The sequence below is a fragment of the Bacillus sp. CGMCC 1.16541 genome (assembly GCF_003184905.1).
GTDB lineage: Bacteria > Bacillota > Bacilli > Bacillales > Bacillaceae_H > Priestia.
Genome location: NZ_QFRU01000005.1, coordinates 206,506 through 228,946, shown reverse-complemented (window position 1 = coordinate 228,946; position 22,441 = coordinate 206,506). Strand labels below are relative to the sequence as shown.

Here is a 22,441-nt window from a genome sequence, read left to right as displayed (position 1 = left end):
ATGTTAAATAAAATCTACGACTGGGTTGATGAACGTCTAGATATTACGCCTTTGTGGCGCGATATTGCTGATCACGAAGTGCCTGAACATGTCAATCCGGCTCATCACTTTTCAGCATTTGTTTATTGTTTTGGTGGATTAACATTTTTTGTTACTGTGATTCAAATTTTATCTGGGATGTTCTTAACAATGTATTACGTACCAGATATTAAAAATGCATGGGAGTCTGTATACTACTTGCAAAATGAAGTTGCGTTTGGACAAATTGTCCGTGGTATGCATCACTGGGGAGCTAGTTTAGTAATCGTTATGATGTTTTTACATACGCTTCGAGTATTCTTCCAAGGAGCATACAAAAAGCCACGTGAATTAAACTGGGTTGTTGGTGTTCTTATTTTCTTTGTTATGTTAGGTTTAGGTTTCACTGGTTATTTACTACCGTGGGATATGAAAGCGCTATTTGCGACAAAAGTAGGGTTACAAATTGCAGAATCTACACCGATAATTGGTCAGCAAGTTAAAATATTATTAGCTGGTCATCCTGAAATTGTTGGTGCTCAAACGTTAACGCGTTTCTTTGCGATTCATGTATTCTTCTTACCTGGTGCGCTACTTGGTTTAATGGGTGCTCACTTCTTAATGATTCGTAAACAAGGTATTTCAGGTCCACTATAAGATTAATTATCTACTACACTTTGATCTTAAAACCTTATGAAAAAAGGAGGGGGAAATAGCATGCATCGTGGTAAAGGTATGAAATTCGTTGGTGACTCTCGTGTTCCAGCGGAGAGAAAACCGAATATTCCGAAAGATTACTCTGAATTTCCAGGTAAAACGGAAGCTTTTTGGCCAAACTTCTTATTAAAAGAATGGATGGTAGGAGCTGTATTCTTAATTGGATATCTTTGTTTAACAGTGGCGCATCCGTCTCCACTAGAGCGTGTTGCAGATCCGACTGACACAGGATATCTTCCGTTACCAGACTGGTACTTTTTATTCTTATATCAATTACTGAAGTATACGTATGCATCAGGTCCGTACAATGTCATTGGGGCATTCATTATTCCAGGTATTGCGTTCGGAGCGCTTTTATTAGCTCCATTCATTGATAAAGGTCCTGAACGTCGTCCTGCAAAACGCCCTTTTGCAACAGGCTTTATGCTACTAGCTATTGCAGCAACTTTCTATTTAACATGGGAGTCAGTAGTTGCAGTAGATTGGGAAGCGAAAGAAGCTCAAGGTGAAATTCGTGATGAAGTCGAAATCGATACAGAAGCTGAAGGATATAAAATTCTTGAAGCGCAAACATGTTTAACTTGTCACGGTGATAACTTACAAGGTGGTCCAGCTGCTCCTGCATTAACAGGGCTAGAGCTATCACCTGAAGAAATCGCTAACATTGCTAAAAATGGACAAGGAAGCATGCCAGCGGGTATCTTTAAAGGTACAGATGAAGAATTAAAAACGTTATCTGAATACATTGCGAATATTGGCAAGGAATAAATAAGAAAGAAAAAGCTGACTTTAAAGTCAGCTTTTTTTGTACGATTGTGAATAAATCTTAGATAAACTAGGAATAGTTGTCTGATTAATTGCAGAGTTATACATACTGTTAATAATGAAGAAAAAGGAGAATGATTGTGAATTGGCTTTTTTATACGTTAAAAGATAGACGCTCTTTATGGTTGCTATTAGTTATCAATATTTTAGGAACAGTGTACGGATATATTTGGTACGGAAGTCAATTAGCTCAAACTCCTGGGAAATTTCTGTTGTTTGTTCCAGATAGTCCAACAGCTAGCTTGTTTTTTGTCATTGTCTTAATTGGCTTTCTCTTAAAGCGTAACTTTCCCTTATTTGAGGCGTTAGCAATTGTAACGCTGTTTAAATATGGAATTTGGGCAGTTGTAATGAATGTATTAGTGTACAAAGTAACAGGTGTAATAGATCCTATTATGCTCATGTTAATTGCTTCACATGCTGCGATGGCCATGCAAGGAGTCTTATACAGTGCCTTTTATAAATTAAAGCCGTGGCACCTTATTGTGACAGCAGTTTGGACTCTTCATAACGATATCATTGACTATGTATTTTTTATGATGCCACGATATCGTGTGTTAGACGAGTTTGTTCCACAGATAGGATATTTTACGTTTTGGCTTAGTGTTGCTTCTATCGCTCTTACGTATTTTTTATGTATACGAAAAAAAGAGAAATAAATCTCAAAAATGGGCGAACACATTGAGGTTGTACACGCTACAATATAGTAGGCTAATGTGTATGAGGTGAGTGAGAATGACTGAGACAAAACGTGATCTTCATCCATCTGTTGCGGAATTTAAAGAATTTGTGAAACAACATCCAAAGCTAATAGAAGAAGTACGTGGGCAAAAGAAGACGTGGAAACAATTGTATGAAGATTGGTATTTATTTGGTGCGAATGATGAGATGTGGGCACCTTATCAAACGAACAAAGTAGAAGCAAGTGAAACAGAAACGTCTGAAGGCGAAAAGAAAGACTTTCTAACAACACTATTAACGTCACTAAAAAATGTTGACATGAATCAAATGCAACATCATATTACGAATGTTAATTCTGCTATTTCAAACATTCAACAAGTATTACAGCAATTTCAATCGAACAAACCAAGTGGTGGGGGTGGCTCAGCAGGGCCAAATAATCCGTTTGGCTTCCGGAAAGATTAAGTGATGATTTATGCGTAAAGATGTGTATGATTACATTGTTTCAAAGCCGAAGTTAATTGATTTTATAAGACAGCAGCCTGTTTGGTATCGAAAGCTAACACGTGACCCGAACGAATTAGAAAAGTTTGAACTTGCATCTTTGCAATACTTTAAGCAAACCATCCCTGATAGAGTGGAACAATTTTCTAACTCTGTTCAAATGGCGAATATGATGTTTCATATGTTCCAAGCAATGAAAAATCAGTAAAAGCTGTCTGTTGTGTAGGAAGGTTAGGTTAGACATAAGCTTAAGGTTGTGAGATAAGTCTTTTAGTTGATAAGGCATCCGAACTATTATGAGTTATACGCTCTTGATAGTTTGGATATTTTTGTTGATTGGGAAAATCAGTTTAAAAGAATAGTGGAATGGAGTCGAGTGGCTAGAGCGCAATGAAACGAACTTGTTGTTATAACCTAATGATGATAGAAACGTCATTGTTCGTTTTTGAGAAGGAATCATTTCATTATGTCCCACCTAAAAGTTTTTTATTATACATGACGTGTTAGGTATTAACAGAGATGTTTCCATCGAGCAAGTAGCGGTGAAGGTGATTTTGACTCTAACAACTTTCAAAACGATGCTCTTTCATGAACTTTTTCTTTAAGCAAAGACGTATTAGAAAGTGTTAGTTAAAAAGAGTAAAAATATCCATCGTGTAAACACTACATATAAAAGGAGTGGTAGTGTGTTACGACCTGTTATTGGATGTTTAGCTTTACTAATGTTAGTTAGTTGCCAAAAGGATAAACCTAAGCCTGAAACAAAAGAGTTGGTTATGTCATCGTTATCACAACATGTTGAAGTAATAGCGCCAGTAAACAACCGATCAATGACTGTGCATCAACATGTAAAAGGAAAAAGTGTATTTGTTGAATGTGTAATTGACGATTTTTCATTTACAAATCAATTTGATCAAAATCAAGAAGGTCAAGGATTTATTAACGTTTTTGTAGATAATAAGCTTGTTAATAAGGTAACTCAAGCTGCTTTTACAGTAAGAAACTTACCTGTAGGGCAGCATACGGTTAAGCTTGAATTAATGAAAAATGAAGGGGAAAATTATGGACTTGTAAAAGAATTTACGGTCCACATTCAGCCATAAGTAAGGTGAGATTTACTTTCTATTTCTCAATTAACTACAAAACGTGATAAGATGAAATAGGAGGTGTAGCTTTACATGCTCACAACATTAAGAACAGTTGAGCTCATTGATGAGGCTGAGCAACTTTCAAACTTAATTTTACAATCGGAAGTTGCGGAGCATTATCGACAGAGCTTTTATACATTGAAGCAAGATAAACAAGCACAAGAACTTATACAAGAGTTTGTCAAAATGAAAGAACAGTATGAGGATGTGCAACGCTTTGGCAAATACCACCCTGATTATTCAAGTATCACAAAAAAAATTAGAGTGTTAAAGCGCGAAGTAGACTTACATGAAAGTGTGGTTGCATTTAAGAAAGCAGAAAAAGAGGTACAAAAACTGCTTGATGAAATTAGTGTGATCATTGGAAAGTCTGTTTCAGAGTATGTCAAAGTACCAACAGGAAACCCTTTCTTTGATACGATGTCTAGTTGTAGTGGAGGCTGTGGTTCAGGAGGTAGCTGTGGTTGTAGCGCATAATTAACGCTTTAACCGAATGCAATCCTCGCAAAGGTTTCCACAGCAAAACATTTTTTGTTGCGGAACAAAAAAACGATGTTGATACACAAATAGACGATGTTCTTGACGTATAAAAGAGGATTTCCATGTTACTTTTGTAGAAGTTGTCGCTAAAATAGATGAAGCATAGATTGTTTCATCTATTTTAGTTTGAATAGAGTGTGTCGAAGAAATGTAAAGGAACGGAACGTTAGTAATTAACTTTTTTTCTACAAGTATGATTCCTTCATCAGCTTGAAGATTTTCTAAGAAAATAAGCCAGATATCATTAAGGTACAATGCGATCACCTCTCGTTATCATATGTTTAGTATTGCAAGGTGATAATTTTATGTGCTAGACTGTTATAAAATGTACATAATAAGAGGGGAACCATTTATGTTTGTTGAACGTCAAGGGATCGTCGTATATATTCATTCCGTGAAGCAGGCGAAAGCATTAAGAAGGTTTGGGAATGTTCAATACGTATCAAAAGAGCTGAAGTATGTTGTGTTGTACTGTAACATGGATCAAGTGGATGTTACTATGGAGAAGATTAAGTCCTTATCCTTCGTCAAGAAAGTTGTTCCTTCCTATAAACCATTCTTAAAAACGGAGTTTGAAAACTCTAAGCCGGATAAAGCGAAAGAATATGATTATAAAATAGGTATATAAGCGAAAAGGTGGAGGTTTTCCACCTTTTTTTTATTTCATTGGGGGAATATAACGGTTCATTCGTAAAATACCGATTAAGTGTTGATAAAATAATGCATTTTCAGGAAAAGTAGTGGATGGTTTCACATCAAGTGTGATGACTTCTTTATTAAGGGAATGTGCTAGGTGTTTAAATAACTCTACTCGTTTACTATCTTTCTCGTTTAAAAGAGTGATTCCCTCTCGGCAAATATATAAAGGTTGAAACTCTCCTTCAAGCGTTGGTTGTAGAATAACAACAAAAGAAGCAACAGTCTTCTTATCTTTTATTGTCCGAAGCATAAGTAGATGAGAAAGGCGATGCTCATTATTTTTCGCAATCTCGAAAAGCTCATAAATATCAGAGTAGCCTTCTCCTAACTCAATAAAGCGTTGAATCATATAAAAGCCTCCTGCAGTATGTATTCAACCATACTGTACCATTGAATATGACAAGAGTAAACATAAAAAAACCCCGCAATCTTTCGATGCAGGGCCCTTCCACCTTTGATTTTATTTAATGGTCATTAAATAAAATCAAATTAAGAAGGCAAAGGGAGAGGAGAAACCGGAGGAAGAACTTATGGGGAAACGTAAGTCTTCTCCGCGGTTGGCAACAACATCTATTCGATGATGTTGTTACTATCAATTATGTCCTTTGAAACTCATTCTATACATGAGATTAAAAAAAAGATTAATGTATAGGATAAATAATGAAAATTTATAGTCTTCATAATTTGTTTTGTGTTAGGATAATGAAGAAATAGTTGTAAAAGTAAGGTAGTGATAGTGATGAGAGTAGTATCAGGTAATGTAAAAGGAAGAATGCTCAAAGCAGTTCCCGGTATGACAACACGCCCCACAACAGATAAAGTAAAGGAAGCAATTTTTAATATAATTGGACCCTATTTTAATGGGGGGTTAGCGTTAGATTTATTTGCAGGTAGTGGAGGGCTAGGTATTGAAGCGCTAAGTCGCGGAATGGACAAAGCAATATTTGTAGATCGAGATGGTAAAGCTATTCAAACGATTAAAAGTAATCTAGAGTCGTGTCAATTTGAATCACAGGCTGAGGTGTATCGTAATGATGCAGAGCGAGCATTAAAAGCGATTATAAAGCGAGAAGTACAAGTTGATTTAATTTTATTAGATCCACCATATAAAGCACAAAAGCTGAAAGCGCTTATCGAGACAATTAGTGAACATCGTCTTTTGTCTGAAACAGGAGTAATTGTAGCAGAACATTCCAATGATGTTACCCTACCTAATGAAATAGGCCTATTTGAAAGGGTGAAGGAGGAAACATATGGAGTGATTGCGGTTTGTATTTATAAATATAAACAAAGTTCTCTGTAAAAAAATCACAAGGTATTTAATACATACTATAGAGAAAGTTTATCTACTTACTAAATAGAGGGGGATACAGATGGGAAGTATTGCAGTTTGTCCAGGGAGCTTTGATCCAGTTACGAAAGGACACTTAGATATTATCAAAAGGGGAGCCAATGTATTCGATACAGTTTATGTGGTAGTATTAAACAACTCATCGAAAAATCCATTGTTTACTGTAGAAGAAAGGGTAGCACTATTGCAGCAAGTGACAAGTTCAATCTCAAATATCGTCGTAGAATCCCATAGCGGTTTATTAATGGAGTATGCTAAACAAAAAGGAGCTAGTACGATTTTACGTGGATTACGTGCTGTATCAGACTTTGAATATGAGATGCAAATTACATCTGTTAACCGAGTAATCGAAAAAGAGATTGAAACGTTATTTATGATGACAAATAATCAATATTCATTTTTAAGTTCAAGCATTGTAAAAGAAGTTGCAAAATATGGTGGAGATGTTTCAGAACTCGTTCCACCTCTTGTTAAGGAAGCGCTCACACAAAAATTTCAGCAAAGTGTATAAAACAAGCACTGCCAGATTTGGCAGTGCTTGTTTTTTTTTATAGAGATGTTCGCCATCGAGTATGGCGTATATAAATATAAATACAAAGTGAAGCAATAGTGATAATCGGTCCGTAACGAAGACAAAGGAAGAAATAATCATTAATCCATTCATAAGGTGTATGTGGATAGAATGTCGCTATAGCTTCGCCATTGTGGTGAGACATTTTTATATAAGAGCTCAAAGGATTCCAAAGTAATAATACAATGATGACAGAAAAGAAGCCGTGGAAAATACGAGCAATAAAGAATGGATAAAATCGAATGTCTGTTTCTGCTAAGATACTGGCTACTTGAGCTTGCACAGAAAAGCCACTAAAAGCGAGAATAAAGCTGACAATTAATAGTTGATGAAGTAAGGAAGCTTCATCTGTTTGACTTGTTAATTGGCTTCCTAATGTAATCTCAAACATCCCTGAAATAAAAGGCAAACTTAATTCCTTCGTCATGTTGAAGAAGTTAAATATATAGGAAATAAAGTGACTCAGTATAGAACTAATGTTCATTAAGTATAGAAGTTTATTTAATACAGAGAATAAAATAATGAATCCACCAATCATTAATAATGTTTGAATTGAAGAAGTGACTGCATCTCCTAGCAATTTGCCGATAGGTCTATTGTCTTCTAGTCGTGTACGATGCATCTCTTGAAAAGCATAGCGAAGAGTTGCTTTTTGCACATTTCTTTCTTCAGTGATTTCTGTAGAAGATGAACCATGAAACCTCATGACTAAACCAACACAAATATTACCTAAATAGTGAGCTAGTGCTAGGATGATACCTAGCTGTGGATTACTAAAAAAACCAACAGCTATAGCACCGAAAATAAAAATAGGGTTTGATGAGTTCGTAAAAGAGACAAGTCGTTCGGCTTCGACTTGCTCGAGTTGGTTTTTTATGCGTAAGTTCGCCGTTAATTTCGCTCCAGCGGGAAAACCTGAAGCCATTCCCATTGCCAAGACAAAAGCTCCTGCACCTGGAACGCGAAACAGTGGTCGCATCAATGGTTCTAGCAATACACCAACAAAGCGGACAATGCCAAATCCAATTAACATCTCTGAAATAATAAAAAATGGCAAGAGAGAAGGAAATACGACGGTCCACCACATAGTTAATCCTCTAGTAGACGCTTCTAATGCTTCCTTTGGATAAATCATTAAAGTAAGTGCTAACGCAGTTGCTGCAACCGCTAATAAGAACGTCTTAATAAGGGACTTACTCAAATTCTCATCTCCTTGATTGAATGTTTCGATTTATATATAAATGCGTAACGGTTTGAAAAATGATAAAATTACGTAAGAATCCATCATAATGAGGTTGTACATACCCTATATATCAATATACGAGTCTAGGTCATTCATTTAGACCAGTTAATTGAGTTTCTTATAAGAGGAGGCTAGTCAATTGAAAAATCCTAAAGTAGGCATAGCACTTGGATCAGGTGGAGCACGGGGATTTGCCCATTTAGGTGTCATGAAGGTATTAAAAGAAGAAAATGTTCCAATTGACTACATTGCAGGAAGTAGTATGGGAGCGCTTGTCGCCTCTTTTTATGCAACAGGACTAGAGATGGAACAATTGTATAAAATCGCACATGCGTTTAAGCGTAAATATTACTTAGACTTTACTGTTCCTAAGATGGGTTTCATTGTAGGAAATCGTATTAAAGATCTTGTTCGTACGTTTACACAAGGGAAAAATATTGAAGAGTTAAATACACCTATTGCTATTGTTGCGACAGATTTGAAAACAGGTGAAAAGGTTGTATTTAAAACTGGACCGGTAGCTGAAGCTGTAAGAGCTAGTATCTCAATTCCAGGTATTTTTGTTCCGGAACCGTGGAACGGACGATTATTAGTTGATGGAGGAGTTGTGGATCGTATTCCAGTATCTGTTGTTAAAGAAATGGGGGCGGATATTGTGATAGGAGTGGATGTTTCACGTGTGAAAATTAACGCCGAAGTGGGATCAATCTTTGATGTCATTTTACAAAGTCTAGATATTTTACAAGATGAACTTGTGAAAAATAGAGAAATTGCGTCTGATGTCATGATTAGACCTCAGTTAGAAATGTTCAGTTCTAGAGCTTTCACAAACATTAAAGAAATTATTTCAATTGGGGAAGAAGAAGCATTTAAACAAATTCCAAAAATTAAAGATGCAATAGAGAAGTGGAAGGAGAACCAGCATGAAATCTAAATCATATATACTTGTCTTTTTATGTGGAATATTATTAGCAGGAGGACTAACATTTTTTCCACTTCCTTACTACATTACAAAGCCGGGAATGGCTCAAGAACTTGCTCCAATTGTTCAAGTAGAAGGTGGATATGAAGAAGAGGGGTCATTAATGTTAACAACTGTTCGAATGGGGAAGGCGACACCTCTTTCTTACTTATTGGCACATATCCAAGACTTTCAACATATCTATCCTGTTGAAGAGATTCTTCGGGAAGGTGAAACAGATAAAGAGTATACATATCGCCAGTTACACATGATGGAAACGTCTAAAGAATCTGCTATTTCTGTAGCGTATGAAAAGGCAAATAAAGAAATTTCATTCACGAACCATGGGGTATATGTGATGAGTGTAGTCGCAAATATGCCTGCTGATGGTAAGTTAGAAGTAGGAGATCGTATTTTTAAAGTAGATAATTATGATATCAATGAAGCGGACGACCTTATTTCCTATGTTTCAAATAAGAAAGCAGGAGAATCAGTATCCATTCAATTTGAGAGAGAAGGAGATAAGAAAGTAGCAACAGTAAGTGTGAAAGAATTTCCAGGCTCAGAGAAGCGGGTAGGTTTAGGCATTTCCTTAGTGACTGACCGAGAAATAGAAGTGAATCCTGATATTAAAATGGATACAAATAAAATTGGTGGTCCCTCAGCGGGGCTTATGTTCTCATTAGAGATTTATAACCAACTTGTAAAGGAAGATATAACAGGCGGGTATGAAATAGCAGGCACAGGAACGCTAGATGACAAAGGACAAGTAGGTAGAATTGGTGGTATTGAGCAAAAAATTGTAGCAGCAGATCAATCTGGTGCAGATATCTTTTTGGCTCCAAACGAAGGGGGCATTAAGAATTCCAACTATAAGGAAGCCTTAAAAGCAGGTAAGGGAATTAACACTAAAATGAAGATTGTTCCAATCGATACATTTGATGACGCTATTAGGTATTTAGAACAGCTAGACAAAAAATAACAGGATCTTAAGATCCTGTTATTTTTTGTCACTAGTGTTAAGGTAACAAAATTGGAGGTGTATTGTACTCCTTTAACATAAGACTTGTTCGGTAAGGTTCAGTTAAACTCATACTATAAACGTTTGTTGCTTGTATATCTAAGGCAAGAGAAGGGATGTCACACTGAGATACCGTAGAAACAAGAGGAAGTTCAACTTGTTTTTTGATTTTTTTTAAATAAGTTCGCCCTGTTTGAGACATTCCTAATATTCGAATATAATCAGCACCATGAGATTTAGTAAAGGTCATTTGCTCTTTGGTTGTGTGTGTTAAAATATGTGTGCAAATACGCTGTAAGCGCGTCCATGTATAACGCTTTGTTTTAACTTTGTCGATAAACTCATGAAAAGACTGTGCTTCTTTTATGTAATCGAGCAGTCTATGCTCAATTCCTTCTTCTATTTCATAAATCTGTTGAAGGTGTTCGGCTGTCATTGTTAGCAACTTATACTTTAAGAAAGAGAAGTAATTTTCCCAATGATGAAAAGTATGATACGCCTTAAAGTAGTCTTCTAGAAGAGCTAGTGTGAAATCTGGTACGTGATATGAAATATCTGAAAGGCTGCTAGAACGTGAAAATAATGCATTTCGGATACTAGTGGCACTTGCAATGGATGTGTCTGAAAGTTCAGTATCATGATACTGAGATTGAATTCGAGTAATGGTATGTGGTTTAATAGATGCATGCAAGTTGTTAATTGCTTTTACATAACTAAGTCCAAGAATATTATTTGGTTGAGATAAATTAATGGATTCTGCTTTTTCGTGCGAAAGAGTTTGGAATGCTAAAGAAGAAGCTTTCGGATAACTATATCCTTGTTGCATTGCTTTCTTTGTAAGAAGTGATAATTTCTCTTCATGTTCTTGTAAAAGCGATGTTGTTTGAATGAATTCATCGATATGCCCATTTTCACTTCCAAAGCAAAGAGACTGAACGTGTAGAGCGTCTAAGAGAGAAATAGCACCTGTGGCAAATGAATCTGCTTGTTGAGTAGAAAAAGCATATGGCAACTCAATAACAAGATCTGCACCACCTTTTAACGCCATAGTTGTTCGAGCCCACTTTGAAACGAGAGCGGGTTCCCCTCTTTGAAGGAAGTGGCCACTCATGACAGCCACAATGCAGTTTGATTGCGTTTGTTTTTTTGTTTCATTAATGTGATAATAATGTCCATTATGAAATGGGTTATATTCAACAATAATTCCTGCAGCTTGCATAGTAACTCCTTTTATAGCTAACGTGTAGTTTGATCAATATTTTTTCATTTTACAACCTGTATGGATGAGTCATAATAAGTCTATTATAGTGTAAAGAAAAAATATTGACAAATAATCTTGTGAAAGCTATAATTACTTTTGTTGCCTTGAGGTGATAAACAATGAAATGGACAGTACATCAGTTGTATCAGTTACAACACAAAGGGTTAAAGTTAGATGAGAAAATAGATGGTGAAGAGTTTAAGGATGTTGATCCACAAATTCGTCGTATGTCAACCGTTCATGTGAGCGGGAGAGCCGATATTAACTCATCTAAAGTAACGTTTCATTTAAATGTTAGTGGTGAGATGACATTACCATGTTCTCGAACGCTAGTAGACGTTTTTTATCCATTTAATGTAACAGTAACTGAAACATTCCTGTTAAAAGCAACAGCTGATTATGAAGAAAATGAAGATGTACAATTCGTTGAAGGAGAAACGATTGACTTAATGCCAATCATTAAAGAACTAATCCTTCTCGAAATTCCTCTGCAAGTTTTCGCTAGTGAAGACGAGCAACAAGAGGGTGCGCCGCAGTCTGGTAAAGATTGGGAAGTTGTATCTGAAGAAGATCAACAAAACAAAATTGATCCAAGATTAGCGGGGCTTCAAGATTTCTTTAAAAACAAAGAAAAATAAACATTGCGAAGATCCGGCGTTACCGGCCTTCATATGATTATTAATACCTTTTAAGGAGGTGGGAATAATGGCTGTACCTTTTAGAAGAACATCTAAAACTAGAAAAAGATTGCGTCGTACGCACTTCAAATTACAAGTTCCTGGTATGGTAGAATGCCCAAATTGTGGTGACATGAAACTATCACACCGCGTATGTAAGTCTTGTGGAACTTATAAAGGAAAAGAAGTAGTAAGCAAGTAATGCACATAACAAAAGGCCTTCCGTTTGGAAGGCCTTTTGTTATGTGCATTACGTTTTTTGGATAGAAGGATTTTGGTTTTATTTGAAGAACAAAGTATAAGGGGAGGGATTGAAATGGAAAAAACTTTATTCAGTGTAGCAGATAACGGTATTGCAACATTTATCATTGACAGGCCACAAAGAAGAAATGCAATTGACTATGATGTAATGAACGATTTAGAAAAAGCGCTCCAAATTTGTAAAGATGATCAATCGATTAAAGCGTTGATTATTACAGGCAGTGGAGATAAAGCTTTCTGCAGTGGTGGAGACCTTGAGGTGTTTCATACTATTAAAACAGAAGAAGAAGCAACTGTTATGCTTATGAAAATGGGCAGGATTGTGTATGAGTTATTAACATTAGAGAAGCCAACGGTTGCTTTAATCAATGGAACAGCAGTAGGGGGAGGGTGTGAAATTGCAGCTGCTTGTGATATTCGAATAGGCAGTAACCACAGTCGAATGGGTTTTGCTCAGGGGAACCTGGGGATTACAACGGGATGGGGTGGTGGCGCCATTTTATTTGAGAAACTACCTTATCATCAAGCATTAACAATGTTACAAACAGCACAACTATATACTGCGCAAGAAGGAAAAGATTTTGGTTTTTTACAATACATAACAAATTATGAGAATCTCACAGAAAAAGCAGATGAAGTGTTAAAGGAAATGATTCAAAAGCCTACACCAGTGTTGGTAGCATACAAACAAGTGGTAAAAAGAAAGTGGGAACAAAGCAATCTATGGGATCGAATTCGGATAGAGATTTTAACGTGTGCAAAGTTGTGGGAATCAGAGCCACATTATCTAGCTGTGGAGAAGTTTATGATGAAAAGTAAATAGAGATTGGTTATGTACTTATAACAAGATGCACATGTAACTCTTTACGTGAGTAATGTGTAGCATACTTAAGGTGTAAAAGGTAAGGTAACAATAGTCTATCTTTTCTAGTAGTTGCATACTATGTAACAAAACCTATTAGGAGGGATAGCTAGATGACTTCTCGACAAGACGCATGGACTGCAGATGAAGACTTGTTGTTAGCGGAAATCGTGTTGCGACATATACGTGAAGGTGGCACCCAACTTGCTGCATTCGAAGAAGTAGGACAAAAACTATCAAGAACGTCGGCAGCTTGTGGATTTCGTTGGAATTCATATGTACGAAAGAAGTATAAGACGGGAATCGAACTTGCAAAAAAGCAAAGAAAAGATTTAAAGTCAACTGCACTCTCAAAGGAATCACACGTAAAAAAAGATATTGTTGATTATGCTAATCAGGAAAGTAAAGGTTTAAGTATCGCTGAAGTGATCCGTTTTCTTGAAAGAATGGAGCAAGGTCAGCAAAATTCAATTGAGCTTGTTCAAACAAATGAAAGTTTGCAAAGGAAATTAGCAAACCTACAAGAACAAGTGCTGCAGCTAGAAAAAGAAAAAAGAATGTTGCAAAACAACCTATTAATTGTAGAGGATGATTATAAATCATTAATAGAAATTATGGAACGAGCTAGAAAAATGGTCGTGTTAAAAGAGGATGATAAAAGTAAAAAGGTGAAATTTCAGATGGATAAAAACGGGAATTTAGAAAGGTTAGAGAAATAAAAACAAACAGCTGAATTATTCAGCTGTTTGTTTTTGTTCCATAACCCCTTGAGGTAGCCAAATCAGTGGGTTCTCTCCTAAATCTCGATCCATGTCATACGTAACAGGTAAAAAGCCCATGCGAGCCCAAAATTCACTAGATTTTACACGAGGACTTGTTTTAATCGGCAAGTTAAATGATTTAGCGAATTCCACTAGTGTGGCACCTAACCCTTTACGTTGATAATTACTTAGCACCTCAAGCTTCCAAACTTCTAAGTAATCTTGTTGGGGCTCAAAGTACTGATCGAATCGTTTGTTTCGCTTATATAAGCTCATTCTTGCAACTAAGCTATCACCTAAATAAATTCCATAAAATGGAGAATTGATTTCGTTTTCTGAGATTTTAGCATTTAAATCCTCTAGCATAGATAATTCTTGAATTCCATATTCTTTAAACTTTTTAAATTCATCTAAAGTTTTGTAGTTGATTTGTAAACGCTTCACTTCATATGTCATAAAAAATCCCCCTTGTGTTCTTTTCAGACAATCTGATGATGTGTATATAATGATTATATAATAAAAATAAAAAAAATTCTGCATATAAATTAGTAAGCGTTTGCAAAAAAAGAGGAGGATTCTAGGAAAAAATGTAGAAATATAAGTTTTGCAAGGGGGTTTTTTAGAAAGGGGATGGAAGGATGAAGAAGATTTTAATTGTTAATCGGGGTGAAATCACAGCACGTATTATAAAAACGTGCGAATCACTAGGCATTGAAACAGTTGTTATTTATTCGGATGCAGATGCAAATTTACCGTATGTAAAAAAAGCAACGAAAGCTTACCGAGTTGGAGAAGCTCCAGTTCAAAAATCTTATCTAAATGTCGATGAAATTATTCGAATTGCGAAAGAAGAACGAGTCGATGCGATACACCCAGGGTATGGATTTCTATCAGAGAACACGGCTTTTGCTAACAAAATCGAAAAGGAAGGAATTATATTTATTGGGCCTTCTTCTGATGTTATTGCGATGATGGGCGATAAAGTTGCTGCTCGTGAGGCAATGAAACGAGCGAATGTGCCGGTTGTGCCGGGAAGTGAACAGACGCTATCAACCGTTGAAGAAGCAGTTGAGTTTTCTCGCTCCATTGGTTACCCTGTTATGCTAAAAGCTAGCGGTGGCGGTGGTGGAATTGGAATGGTTCGCTGTAATAATGACGAAGAGTTACAAAAAGCATATTTATCTACAAAAGCTAGAGCAAAAGCCTATTTCGGAAACGATGAACTATTTGTCGAAAAGTTGATTACAAATGCTAGACATATTGAAGTACAAGTATTTGGTGATAAACAAGGAAATGTAGTTCATTTATTTGAACGTGATTGCTCTGTTCAACGCCGTAATCAAAAAGTAATTGAGGAGACACCGTCACCATTTCTATCAGAAGAAGTAACTGCACAAATATGTGAAACAGCTGTACAAGCAGCAAGATCTGTAGGCTATTATAACGCAGGGACAGTCGAGTTTATTGTAGACGAAAGTGAGAATTTTTATTTCCTAGAAATGAACACACGTCTTCAAGTAGAACACCCGATTACAGAGCAAGTAACAGGAGTCGATCTAGTTAAATGGCAAATTCTTGTTGCGCAGGACGAAGCACTGCCGCTTAAGCAGGAAGAAATTATGAGGAAAAATCATTCTATGGAATTTCGTGTATATGCAGAGGATCCTGTTACGTTCCTTCCGTCACCTGGGACAATCTCTACTTTTAACTTATTAGAAGGTGATGGGGTTAGAGTAGATAGCGGGTATGGAAACCAAAATACGGTCACGCCGTTTTATGATCCAATGATTGCAAAAGTAATTATTACCGGCTCTTCTCGTTCAGAAGTGATTGAAAAAGCAAATGCTTACTTTGAAACAAGAAGTGTTGAAGGTCTAAAAACAAACATTCCGTTATTTAAAGAGATTTTAAAAGATGAACGGTTTATTGCAGGACAATATGATACATCATTTTTATCAACATCATTAGTAAAGGGCTAAAAAGGGAGGAAATCAATTATGAAAGAAATTACAGCAAACATGGCAGGAATGGTTTTAAACGTATTAGTAGCAGAGGGTAGTGACGTATCTCCAGGAGAAGTTGTATTACTTCTTGAATCTATGAAAATGGAAATTCCAGTAGAAAGCCCAGAAGCAGGTAAGATTGCAGCAGTAAATGTCAATGTTGGTGACTTTGTAAATGAAGGCGATGTTTTAGTAACGGTAGAATAATCATACAAAGGGGATGACATGATGATACATACGAAAAACTTGCAAGAACGATATGAAGAAAAGCGTCGTGAGATCGAAGCAGGTGGACATGAAAAATACCACCAAAAGTTAAAGGAACAAAACAAATTATTCGTTCGCGATCGCTTAGCGTTGTTGTTTGACAATGGACAATACGAGGAAGACGGTATGTTCGCAAACAATATGGCTGGAGATTTACCTGCAGATGGCGTTGTAACAGCTATCGGAAAAGTCAATGGAGAAACGGTTTGTGTGATGGCGAACGATTCTACGATTAAAGCAGGTTCGTGGGGAGCGCGTACAGTTGAAAAAATTATTCGAATTCAAGAAACAGCTGAGAAATTAAGAGTACCTTTATTGTACTTAGTTGATTCTGCTGGTGCGCGTATTACGGATCAGTTAGAGATGTTCCCTAATCGTAGAGGTGCAGGAAAAATCTTTTACAATCAAGTCAAATTTTCTGGCATGATTCCGCAAATTTGCTTATTGTTTGGCCCTTCTGCAGCAGGTGGGGCTTATATTCCAGCATTTTGTGACATTGTTATTATGGTTGATGGCAATGCTTCTATGTATTTAGGTTCTCCCCGTATGGCTGAGAAAGTTATTGGTGAAAAAGTGACGCTTGAAGAAATGGGAGGAGCACGAATGCATTGCACAGTGAGTGGCTGTGGAGATGTGCTGGCTCATTCAGAAGAAGAAGCCATTGCTCATGCTAGAAACTACTTGAAATACTTCCCTAACAATTTTCAAGAACACACAAAAGAATGTGAATCAGTGGCACCAAAGCAGGGGAGACCACTAGTAGATATTATCCCTGAGAATCAAAACGTACCGTTCGATATGTACGAAGCGATTGACGCTCTCATTGATGAAGGAAGCTTTTTTGAAATTAAAAAGTTATTTGCTCCTGAATTAGTAACGGGATTTGCTAGAATTGATGGGAAAGTGGTTGGAATTATTGCGAATCAGCCTAAAGTAAAAGGTGGCGTTCTATTTGTTGATTCTGCAGATAAAGGAGCAAAGTTTATCCAACTTTGCGATGCGTTCCATATTCCATTGTTGTTCTTAGCAGATGTGCCAGGATTTATGATTGGGACAAAAGTAGAAAGAGCAGGAATTATCCGTCATGGAGCGAAGCTAATTGCTGCAATGAGTTCAGCAACTGTACCAAAAATCTCAGTTGTTGTGAGAAAAGCATATGGAGCAGGTTTGTATGCGATGGCTGGCCCGGCATTTGAACCAGATTGTTGTATTGCTTTGCCAACTGCTCAAATTGCTGTTATGGGTCCAGAAGCCGCAGTTAATGCTGTTTACTCGAATAAAATCAACCAAATTGAAGATCCAAAAGAGCGTATTGCGTACGTTCAACAAAAACAACAAGAATACAAAGAGCATATCGACATATACAAATTAGCGTCCGAAATGATTGTAGATGATATTGTACCTGCTAATCAGCTGCGAGATACACTAATTAAACGCTTTGCATACTATTCATCCAAAGAAATGCCATTTGGTGTTCGCAAGCACCCTGTTTATCCAGTATAATAAAGGCCCGGTGACATTTGTCATCGGGCTTTTTCTTCATTGAAAATAAAGGATAAAAAAAGAAACAAACCGAAATAGAAAATGAAAGAAATAAAAAGAGGGATAAAGATGAAAAGAATTGCCATCGTCGGTGGAGGGGCTATCGGTTTACTATATAGTGCATATTTAGGCGGAGAGTTTAAAGTAATACTGTATACGAGAACGCAAGAACAAGCACAATTTATTAACGAAAATGGTGTAGTTCTTACTCAGAATGACCAACAGAAATGTGTTAGAGTGACTGGACAACAGCTAAAAGAACCAATTGAAGAAGTTGACTTGATTATTGTAGCGGTCAAACAGTACCACCTACAAGAAGTGTTACATTACCTTCAATTAACACCTCAATCTACTCCAATCTTATTTATTCAAAATGGGATGAAACATCTTTCTATCATTGACTCTTTATTCCATGAGCATCTTTTAATAGGGGTAGTGGAACACGGAGCGTTAAAAGTAGGTGCCAATGCAGTCGTCCATACAGGGGTGGGAATGACTCGTATAGGCATATATAAAGGAATCCATGAACAAGCAAATTCTTTATTACATAGGATTAATCAACCTTCATTTGTATTTACGCTAGAAGAAGATTGGCAGGAAATAGTCATAAGAAAATTAGTTGTTAATGCTATCATTAATCCCCTTACAGCTCTTTACCGTGTCAAGAACGGTGAGTTAATAAAAAACCCAGCGTTTTTCCATACGATGACACAACTATTTAATGAAGTGAAACAGGGGTTGGCCTTAAAGAATGAAGAGGTGTATTGGCAAGGGGTGTTAACCATCTGTCGTAAAACGGCAGACAACCATTCGTCGATGTTAAAAGATGTGATGGGGAGGAATAGCACTGAAATCGATGCTATATTAGGGTACATTTTAGAAGAAGCTTCTCGAAAAAAAATAGAGATGCCACTTACAAATTTTTTATATCATTCGATAAAAGGGATAGAGAATAAAGAGAGAGGAGAATTATAATGGGTACCATTTTAGGAAGTATTTTTGCGACATTTGTAACGTTACCACTTCTGGCGTTTATTTTTAGTTACATGGTTTTACGAAAAATAACTAAAAATAAAAAGAAGTCTTTTCATCTGGCTACATATATTATGACGTTCTTTTTAATTTTAGCAGCACATTATTTAACTTATGCAATATCGGGAGTATCTTATTGGTGGTTAATTACTTTACTTTTATTAGGTATTGGAATGCTCACTATTTTTCTACATTGGAAAGTAAAAAAGGATATTCACTTGCCGAAAGTGTTAAAGGGATTTTGGCGTGTTAACCTTCTGTTATTTTCGATTCTATACGTGGGTCTTATGATTGGTGGAATTATTTTGCGAATTTCTTCGTTATAAGTCACGTTACTAGACGAACATATATACAATGTGCATAATAGGTTTATGTGTGTATGATTTAGGAATTAGAGCGAAGAAAGGAAGTTCTTTCATGCAGGTTACAGATGTCTCGTTTACATCGACTAATCAATTAACAAATGACTACATAAATGGAATAGACAAAGCACTAGCTTTTTTTCACTATAATATACATGAACAAGATGTATATAAAAAAAGAGTTCGAGATCTGAAGGCTCAATCATATCCTCGTGAAGAGCTAGTAGGCTACTTGCGTGCGTTTAATAAGAAACACGGTGCTTCATCAAAAACGTTAGAGAATATCGAGAAGCTAAGAGATTTAAATAGTGTTGTTGTCATCGGAGGACAACAAGCAGGTTTGTTAACTGGACCGCTTTATACCATTCACAAAGTCATTTCTATTGTGTTATTTGCACGTCAGCAAGAGAAAGCTCTAGGGATTCCTGTGTTACCAGTATTCTGGATCGCTGGAGAGGATCATGACTTTGCAGAAATAAATCATGTTTATGTGTCTGATAAACAAAAACTAATTAAAAAAGCGTTGAAAAATAAACAGCAAACAAAAGAAATGGTTTCATCAATGACTATTGATCATCAAGCTTGTGAAAAGTGGATAGAAGGTGTTTTTCAATCGTTTAGTGAAACAGAGCATTCTAACAATGTAAGAGCGTTAGTAATGGACTGTCTAACGGAAGCAAAAACATACGTAGACTTCTTTGCTACATTGACTACTAGACTTTTTGCTCACACAGGGTTAATTTTAATAGATGCAGCTTCACCTGAAGTTCGGAAGATAGAATCTTCTTTCTTTGTAAACTTGGTTGAGCAGAATGCAAACCTATCAGCTTCCGTGATCAATCAACAAAGTGAAGTGAAACAGTTATATAAACCGCTCATCGACGCAACAGAAAAAACAGCCCACCTTTTTTATTCAAAGGAGGGAGAGAGAATATTGCTCGAGAGAGATGGGGGAAGTCAACAGTTTGTTGGGAAACAAGGTGAAATTGCTCTGTCACAAGAAGAGCTTTTATTCGTTGCGAGAAATCATCCTGAACGTCTCAGTAACAATGTGGTAACTAGGCCCATTATGCAAGAGTTTTTATTCCCTACCCTTTCGTTTATTGCAGGTCCTGGAGAGGTTGCCTATTGGGCTGAATTGAAACCGGCTTTTGAACTATTTAACTTTAAAATGCCGCCTGTGTTACCACGTCTATCGTATGCGTTAATCGACCGTACAATCGAAAGTTATATGAAAGAATTGAATATTTCAATTGAAGAAGCGCTAAATAGTGGGATTCACCAACAACGAGAGTCTTGGCTTATGAATGATGTACGTAATCCTTATGAAGCGTATTTTAACCAAGCAAAAGAAGAATTTGAAAAAGTTCATCAAAAACTTCGAAAAAACGTTCTACAAGAAGACCCATATTTTGAAGAATTGTTACTGAAAAATCGAGTGAATATTCAAAAGCAGCTTGAAGTTGCTCAAAAAATTGTCGAAGCAAAACAATTAACAAAAAATGAAGCTATCCTTAAAAAGTATAATGCAATTGAATTGGCTGTAAGGCCGATGGGTGCTCCTCAAGAGAGAGTATGGAATGTATGTTACTATCTTAATAAATATGGAGTGCAATTTGTGTCAGATTTATTAAGGCAGGAAGTCGAATTTAATCATAAATTAAAAGTAGTTTCTCTCTAATAAAATCCTGCTTAAAAGCAGGATTTTATTTTTGGAACGAGAATAAAGAACAAAGAAAGTTATTCTAGGAAGATAATAAATTTTCTTAGGAAGGATAAAATGAATAAAGTAACGCTTTGAGTTGTTACCCCTACATGTCAAGGTCGACATAGATAGACGTTAGCAAACCGAAAAGCATTCAAATTTGTTTTTAGTAAAAGAAAAGTATGAGATACGTATAGAAACTAACTACCATATTTTTCTATGTTTTAAACCTTTTTAAAAGAGGGAGTTAATAAAAAGACGATTTCTCTAAAAGAAGGACAAAATTCTACGTAATCTTTTGTAGAAATAGCTGAAAATATGTTGAATTTTGATATATAATAGAAAAAGCGTATACACATCATTTGAAGATAACAAATGTTTATACGTTTCAACTCAAATGTTACACGAGAAGCAAAGAGTAGTTAATGAAAAGAAGTAGGTGTCAGCATGTTTAATCACACAACAGTTTTGTTGGAAGAAGCAGCAGATGGCTTAAACATTAAGCCGAATGGTACGTATGTAGATTGTACTTTAGGTGGAGCAGGACATAGTGAATATATTGTAAAGCAGCTAGGTGAAGGTGGGAAATTAGTGGCCTTTGACCAAGATGATATAGCTATTGAAAATGCGAAGCAAAAATTGCAACCTTATATGGATAGAGTATTAATTATCAAAAGTAACTTTCGCTATTTAAAAGAAGAACTTGAACTTCATGGTATTACCTCAGTTGATGGTGTGTTATTTGATTTAGGAGTATCATCACCTCAATTAGACACGCCTGAAAGAGGATTTAGCTATCATCATGATGCACCATTGGATATGAGAATGGATCAGGGTGCACCGGTTTCTGCTTATCATGTTGTGAATGAATGGCCATATGAAAAGCTAGTAAAGATTTTTTTTCAATATGGCGAAGAAAAATTTTCAAAGCAGATTGCAAGAAAGATTGAAGCCTACCGAGAGAAAAAGGTAGTTGAAACGACACTAGAGCTTGTAGAGATCATTAAGGATGCTATTCCAGCTCCTGCTAGAAGAACAGGTGGACATCCTGCTAAGCGAGTTTTCCAAGCAATACGTATTGCGGTAAACGATGAATTGCAAGTATTTGAAGATGCAATTGAACAAGCAATTGATGTGGTAAGCCCAGGTGGACGTATCAGTGTAATTACCTTCCATTCACTTGAGGATCGTATTTGTAAAGTTACGTTTAAAAAAGCAAGTACAACACCACCCTTACCTCCAGGTTTACCGATTATACCTGATGAGTTCAAACCAAAGTTAAAGTTAATTACAAGGAAACCAATCTTACCAACTGAGCATGAGTTGGACGAAAATAATCGCGCACGTTCAGCAAAACTAAGGATTGCAGAGAAATTATAAGTTGCTACATAACGCGTTTTGACACAAAAAGCTCATAAAAAAGAGGGAG

The 22,441-nt window shown here is 36.3% G+C and carries 28 protein-coding genes; 23 read left to right on the top strand and 5 right to left on the bottom strand.

Annotated elements, in window-relative coordinates:
- The 7 genes from qcrB (at position 1) to DIS06_RS09110 (ending at position 4,370) form a co-directional block, all read left to right on the top strand.
- A complete protein-coding gene (gene qcrB, locus DIS06_RS09140) occupies positions 1 to 675 on the top strand; it encodes a menaquinol-cytochrome c reductase cytochrome b subunit (RefSeq protein WP_110112955.1) in 675 nt (224 codons plus the stop codon).
- A gap of 60 nt (positions 676 to 735) precedes the next feature.
- Entirely contained in the window at positions 736 to 1,503 is a 768-nt protein-coding gene (locus DIS06_RS09135) for a menaquinol-cytochrome c reductase cytochrome b/c subunit (protein ID WP_110112954.1), read from the top strand.
- Positions 1,504 to 1,640: 137 nt separating this feature from the next.
- Positions 1,641 to 2,219 (top strand): lipoprotein heptaprenylglyceryl N-acetyltransferase LhaT, encoded by a 579-nt coding sequence (gene lhaT / locus DIS06_RS09130; RefSeq protein WP_239421967.1) that lies wholly within the window; start codon positions 1,641 to 1,643, stop codon positions 2,217 to 2,219.
- A 76-nt stretch (positions 2,220 to 2,295) separates the two neighbouring features.
- The gene (gene ylbD, locus DIS06_RS09125) at positions 2,296 to 2,706 is read left to right on the top strand and encodes a YlbD family protein (protein WP_110112952.1); all 411 of its coding nucleotides are present in this window, start codon (positions 2,296 to 2,298) and stop codon (positions 2,704 to 2,706) included.
- Between the two features lie 10 nt (positions 2,707 to 2,716).
- Entirely contained in the window at positions 2,717 to 2,953 is a 237-nt protein-coding gene (locus tag DIS06_RS09120) for a YlbE-like family protein (RefSeq protein WP_110112951.1), read from the top strand.
- A gap of 478 nt (positions 2,954 to 3,431) precedes the next feature.
- On the top strand, positions 3,432 to 3,848 hold the full coding sequence (locus DIS06_RS09115) for a hypothetical protein (protein ID WP_110112950.1): 417 nt from the start codon (positions 3,432 to 3,434) through the stop codon (positions 3,846 to 3,848).
- Between the two features lie 75 nt (positions 3,849 to 3,923).
- On the top strand, positions 3,924 to 4,370 hold the full coding sequence (locus tag DIS06_RS09110; protein ID WP_110112949.1) for a YlbF/YmcA family competence regulator: 447 nt from the start codon (positions 3,924 to 3,926) through the stop codon (positions 4,368 to 4,370).
- Here the strand turns inward: DIS06_RS09110 and DIS06_RS09105 are convergent, their stop codons facing one another.
- The gene (locus DIS06_RS09105) at positions 4,371 to 4,697 is read right to left on the bottom strand and encodes a hypothetical protein (RefSeq protein ID WP_239421965.1); all 327 of its coding nucleotides are present in this window, start codon (positions 4,695 to 4,697) and stop codon (positions 4,371 to 4,373) included.
- An 88-nt stretch (positions 4,698 to 4,785) separates the two neighbouring features.
- On the opposite strand from DIS06_RS09105, the gene DIS06_RS09100 reads away from it, so the two are divergent.
- Positions 4,786 to 5,061 (top strand): YlbG family protein, encoded by a 276-nt coding sequence (locus tag DIS06_RS09100; RefSeq protein WP_110112947.1) that lies wholly within the window; start codon positions 4,786 to 4,788, stop codon positions 5,059 to 5,061.
- 30 nt (positions 5,062 to 5,091) lie between these two features.
- Here the strand turns inward: DIS06_RS09100 and DIS06_RS09095 are convergent, their stop codons facing one another.
- Entirely contained in the window at positions 5,092 to 5,481 is a 390-nt protein-coding gene (locus tag DIS06_RS09095) for a DUF7147 family protein (protein ID WP_110112946.1), read from the bottom strand.
- Between the two features lie 390 nt (positions 5,482 to 5,871).
- Here DIS06_RS09095 and rsmD point away from each other — a divergent pair, with 390 nt between their 5' ends.
- Positions 5,872 to 6,435 (top strand): 16S rRNA (guanine(966)-N(2))-methyltransferase RsmD, encoded by a 564-nt coding sequence (gene rsmD, locus DIS06_RS09090; RefSeq protein ID WP_110112945.1) that lies wholly within the window; start codon positions 5,872 to 5,874, stop codon positions 6,433 to 6,435.
- 70 nt (positions 6,436 to 6,505) lie between these two features.
- Positions 6,506 to 6,994 carry a pantetheine-phosphate adenylyltransferase gene (coaD, locus tag DIS06_RS09085; protein ID WP_110112944.1) on the top strand — a complete coding sequence of 163 codons (489 nt, stop codon included), beginning with the start codon at positions 6,506 to 6,508 and terminating at the stop codon, positions 6,992 to 6,994.
- 37 nt (positions 6,995 to 7,031) lie between these two features.
- Here the strand turns inward: coaD and ylbJ are convergent, their stop codons facing one another.
- Complete coding sequence (ylbJ, locus tag DIS06_RS09080; protein ID WP_110112943.1) at positions 7,032 to 8,255, bottom strand: sporulation integral membrane protein YlbJ; 1,224 nt, start codon at positions 8,253 to 8,255, stop codon at positions 7,032 to 7,034.
- 181 nt (positions 8,256 to 8,436) lie between these two features.
- On the opposite strand from ylbJ, the gene DIS06_RS09075 reads away from it, so the two are divergent.
- Positions 8,437 to 9,231: a patatin-like phospholipase family protein gene (locus DIS06_RS09075; RefSeq protein ID WP_110112942.1), complete on the top strand. Its 795-nt coding sequence runs from the start codon at positions 8,437 to 8,439 to the stop codon at positions 9,229 to 9,231.
- Positions 9,221 to 10,240 (top strand): SepM family pheromone-processing serine protease, encoded by a 1,020-nt coding sequence (locus DIS06_RS09070; RefSeq protein ID WP_110112941.1) that lies wholly within the window; start codon positions 9,221 to 9,223, stop codon positions 10,238 to 10,240. The genes DIS06_RS09075 and DIS06_RS09070 overlap by 11 nt, the downstream gene beginning before the upstream one ends.
- Positions 10,241 to 10,277: 37 nt before the next feature.
- Here DIS06_RS09070 and DIS06_RS09065 read toward each other — a convergent pair whose 3' ends face one another.
- On the bottom strand, positions 10,278 to 11,498 hold the full coding sequence (locus tag DIS06_RS09065; RefSeq protein ID WP_110112940.1) for a nucleotidyltransferase: 1,221 nt from the start codon (positions 11,496 to 11,498) through the stop codon (positions 10,278 to 10,280).
- 161 nt (positions 11,499 to 11,659) lie between these two features.
- On the opposite strand from DIS06_RS09065, the gene DIS06_RS09060 reads away from it, so the two are divergent.
- The 4 genes from DIS06_RS09060 (at position 11,660) to DIS06_RS09045 (ending at position 14,059) form a co-directional block, all read left to right on the top strand.
- The gene (locus tag DIS06_RS09060; protein WP_110112939.1) at positions 11,660 to 12,178 is read left to right on the top strand and encodes a YceD family protein; all 519 of its coding nucleotides are present in this window, start codon (positions 11,660 to 11,662) and stop codon (positions 12,176 to 12,178) included.
- Between the two features lie 67 nt (positions 12,179 to 12,245).
- Positions 12,246 to 12,419 (top strand): 50S ribosomal protein L32, encoded by a 174-nt coding sequence (gene rpmF, locus DIS06_RS09055; RefSeq protein ID WP_110112938.1) that lies wholly within the window; start codon positions 12,246 to 12,248, stop codon positions 12,417 to 12,419.
- A gap of 114 nt (positions 12,420 to 12,533) precedes the next feature.
- Positions 12,534 to 13,301 (top strand): enoyl-CoA hydratase/isomerase family protein, encoded by a 768-nt coding sequence (locus DIS06_RS09050; RefSeq protein WP_110112937.1) that lies wholly within the window; start codon positions 12,534 to 12,536, stop codon positions 13,299 to 13,301.
- Positions 13,302 to 13,453: 152 nt separating this feature from the next.
- Positions 13,454 to 14,059, top strand: a complete 606-nt coding sequence (locus DIS06_RS09045) for an RsfA family transcriptional regulator (protein WP_110112936.1) — start codon at positions 13,454 to 13,456, stop codon at positions 14,057 to 14,059.
- 15 nt (positions 14,060 to 14,074) lie between these two features.
- Here the strand turns inward: DIS06_RS09045 and DIS06_RS09040 are convergent, their stop codons facing one another.
- On the bottom strand, positions 14,075 to 14,557 hold the full coding sequence (locus DIS06_RS09040; RefSeq protein WP_110112935.1) for an N-acetyltransferase: 483 nt from the start codon (positions 14,555 to 14,557) through the stop codon (positions 14,075 to 14,077).
- Positions 14,558 to 14,739: 182 nt separating this feature from the next.
- Here DIS06_RS09040 and DIS06_RS09035 point away from each other — a divergent pair, with 182 nt between their 5' ends.
- From DIS06_RS09035 to rsmH, 7 genes are all read left to right on the top strand, one after another.
- Positions 14,740 to 16,080, top strand: a complete 1,341-nt coding sequence (locus tag DIS06_RS09035; RefSeq protein WP_110112934.1) for an acetyl-CoA carboxylase biotin carboxylase subunit — start codon at positions 14,740 to 14,742, stop codon at positions 16,078 to 16,080.
- An 18-nt stretch (positions 16,081 to 16,098) separates the two neighbouring features.
- On the top strand, positions 16,099 to 16,311 hold the full coding sequence (locus DIS06_RS09030; RefSeq protein WP_110112933.1) for a biotin/lipoyl-containing protein: 213 nt from the start codon (positions 16,099 to 16,101) through the stop codon (positions 16,309 to 16,311).
- A gap of 21 nt (positions 16,312 to 16,332) precedes the next feature.
- Positions 16,333 to 17,874, top strand: a complete 1,542-nt coding sequence (locus DIS06_RS09025; protein ID WP_110112932.1) for an acyl-CoA carboxylase subunit beta — start codon at positions 16,333 to 16,335, stop codon at positions 17,872 to 17,874.
- A 108-nt stretch (positions 17,875 to 17,982) separates the two neighbouring features.
- Entirely contained in the window at positions 17,983 to 18,888 is a 906-nt protein-coding gene (locus DIS06_RS09020; protein ID WP_162595922.1) for a 2-dehydropantoate 2-reductase, read from the top strand.
- Positions 18,888 to 19,271 carry a DUF3397 domain-containing protein gene (locus tag DIS06_RS09015; RefSeq protein ID WP_110112930.1) on the top strand — a complete coding sequence of 128 codons (384 nt, stop codon included), beginning with the start codon at positions 18,888 to 18,890 and terminating at the stop codon, positions 19,269 to 19,271. Before DIS06_RS09020 ends, DIS06_RS09015 begins: the two co-directional genes overlap by 1 nt.
- Positions 19,272 to 19,362: 91 nt before the next feature.
- Entirely contained in the window at positions 19,363 to 20,988 is a 1,626-nt protein-coding gene (gene bshC, locus DIS06_RS09010; RefSeq protein WP_110112929.1) for a bacillithiol biosynthesis cysteine-adding enzyme BshC, read from the top strand.
- A gap of 471 nt (positions 20,989 to 21,459) precedes the next feature.
- Positions 21,460 to 22,392, top strand: a complete 933-nt coding sequence (gene rsmH, locus DIS06_RS09005; protein WP_110112928.1) for a 16S rRNA (cytosine(1402)-N(4))-methyltransferase RsmH — start codon at positions 21,460 to 21,462, stop codon at positions 22,390 to 22,392.
- Positions 22,393 to 22,441: the final 49 nt, after the last annotated feature.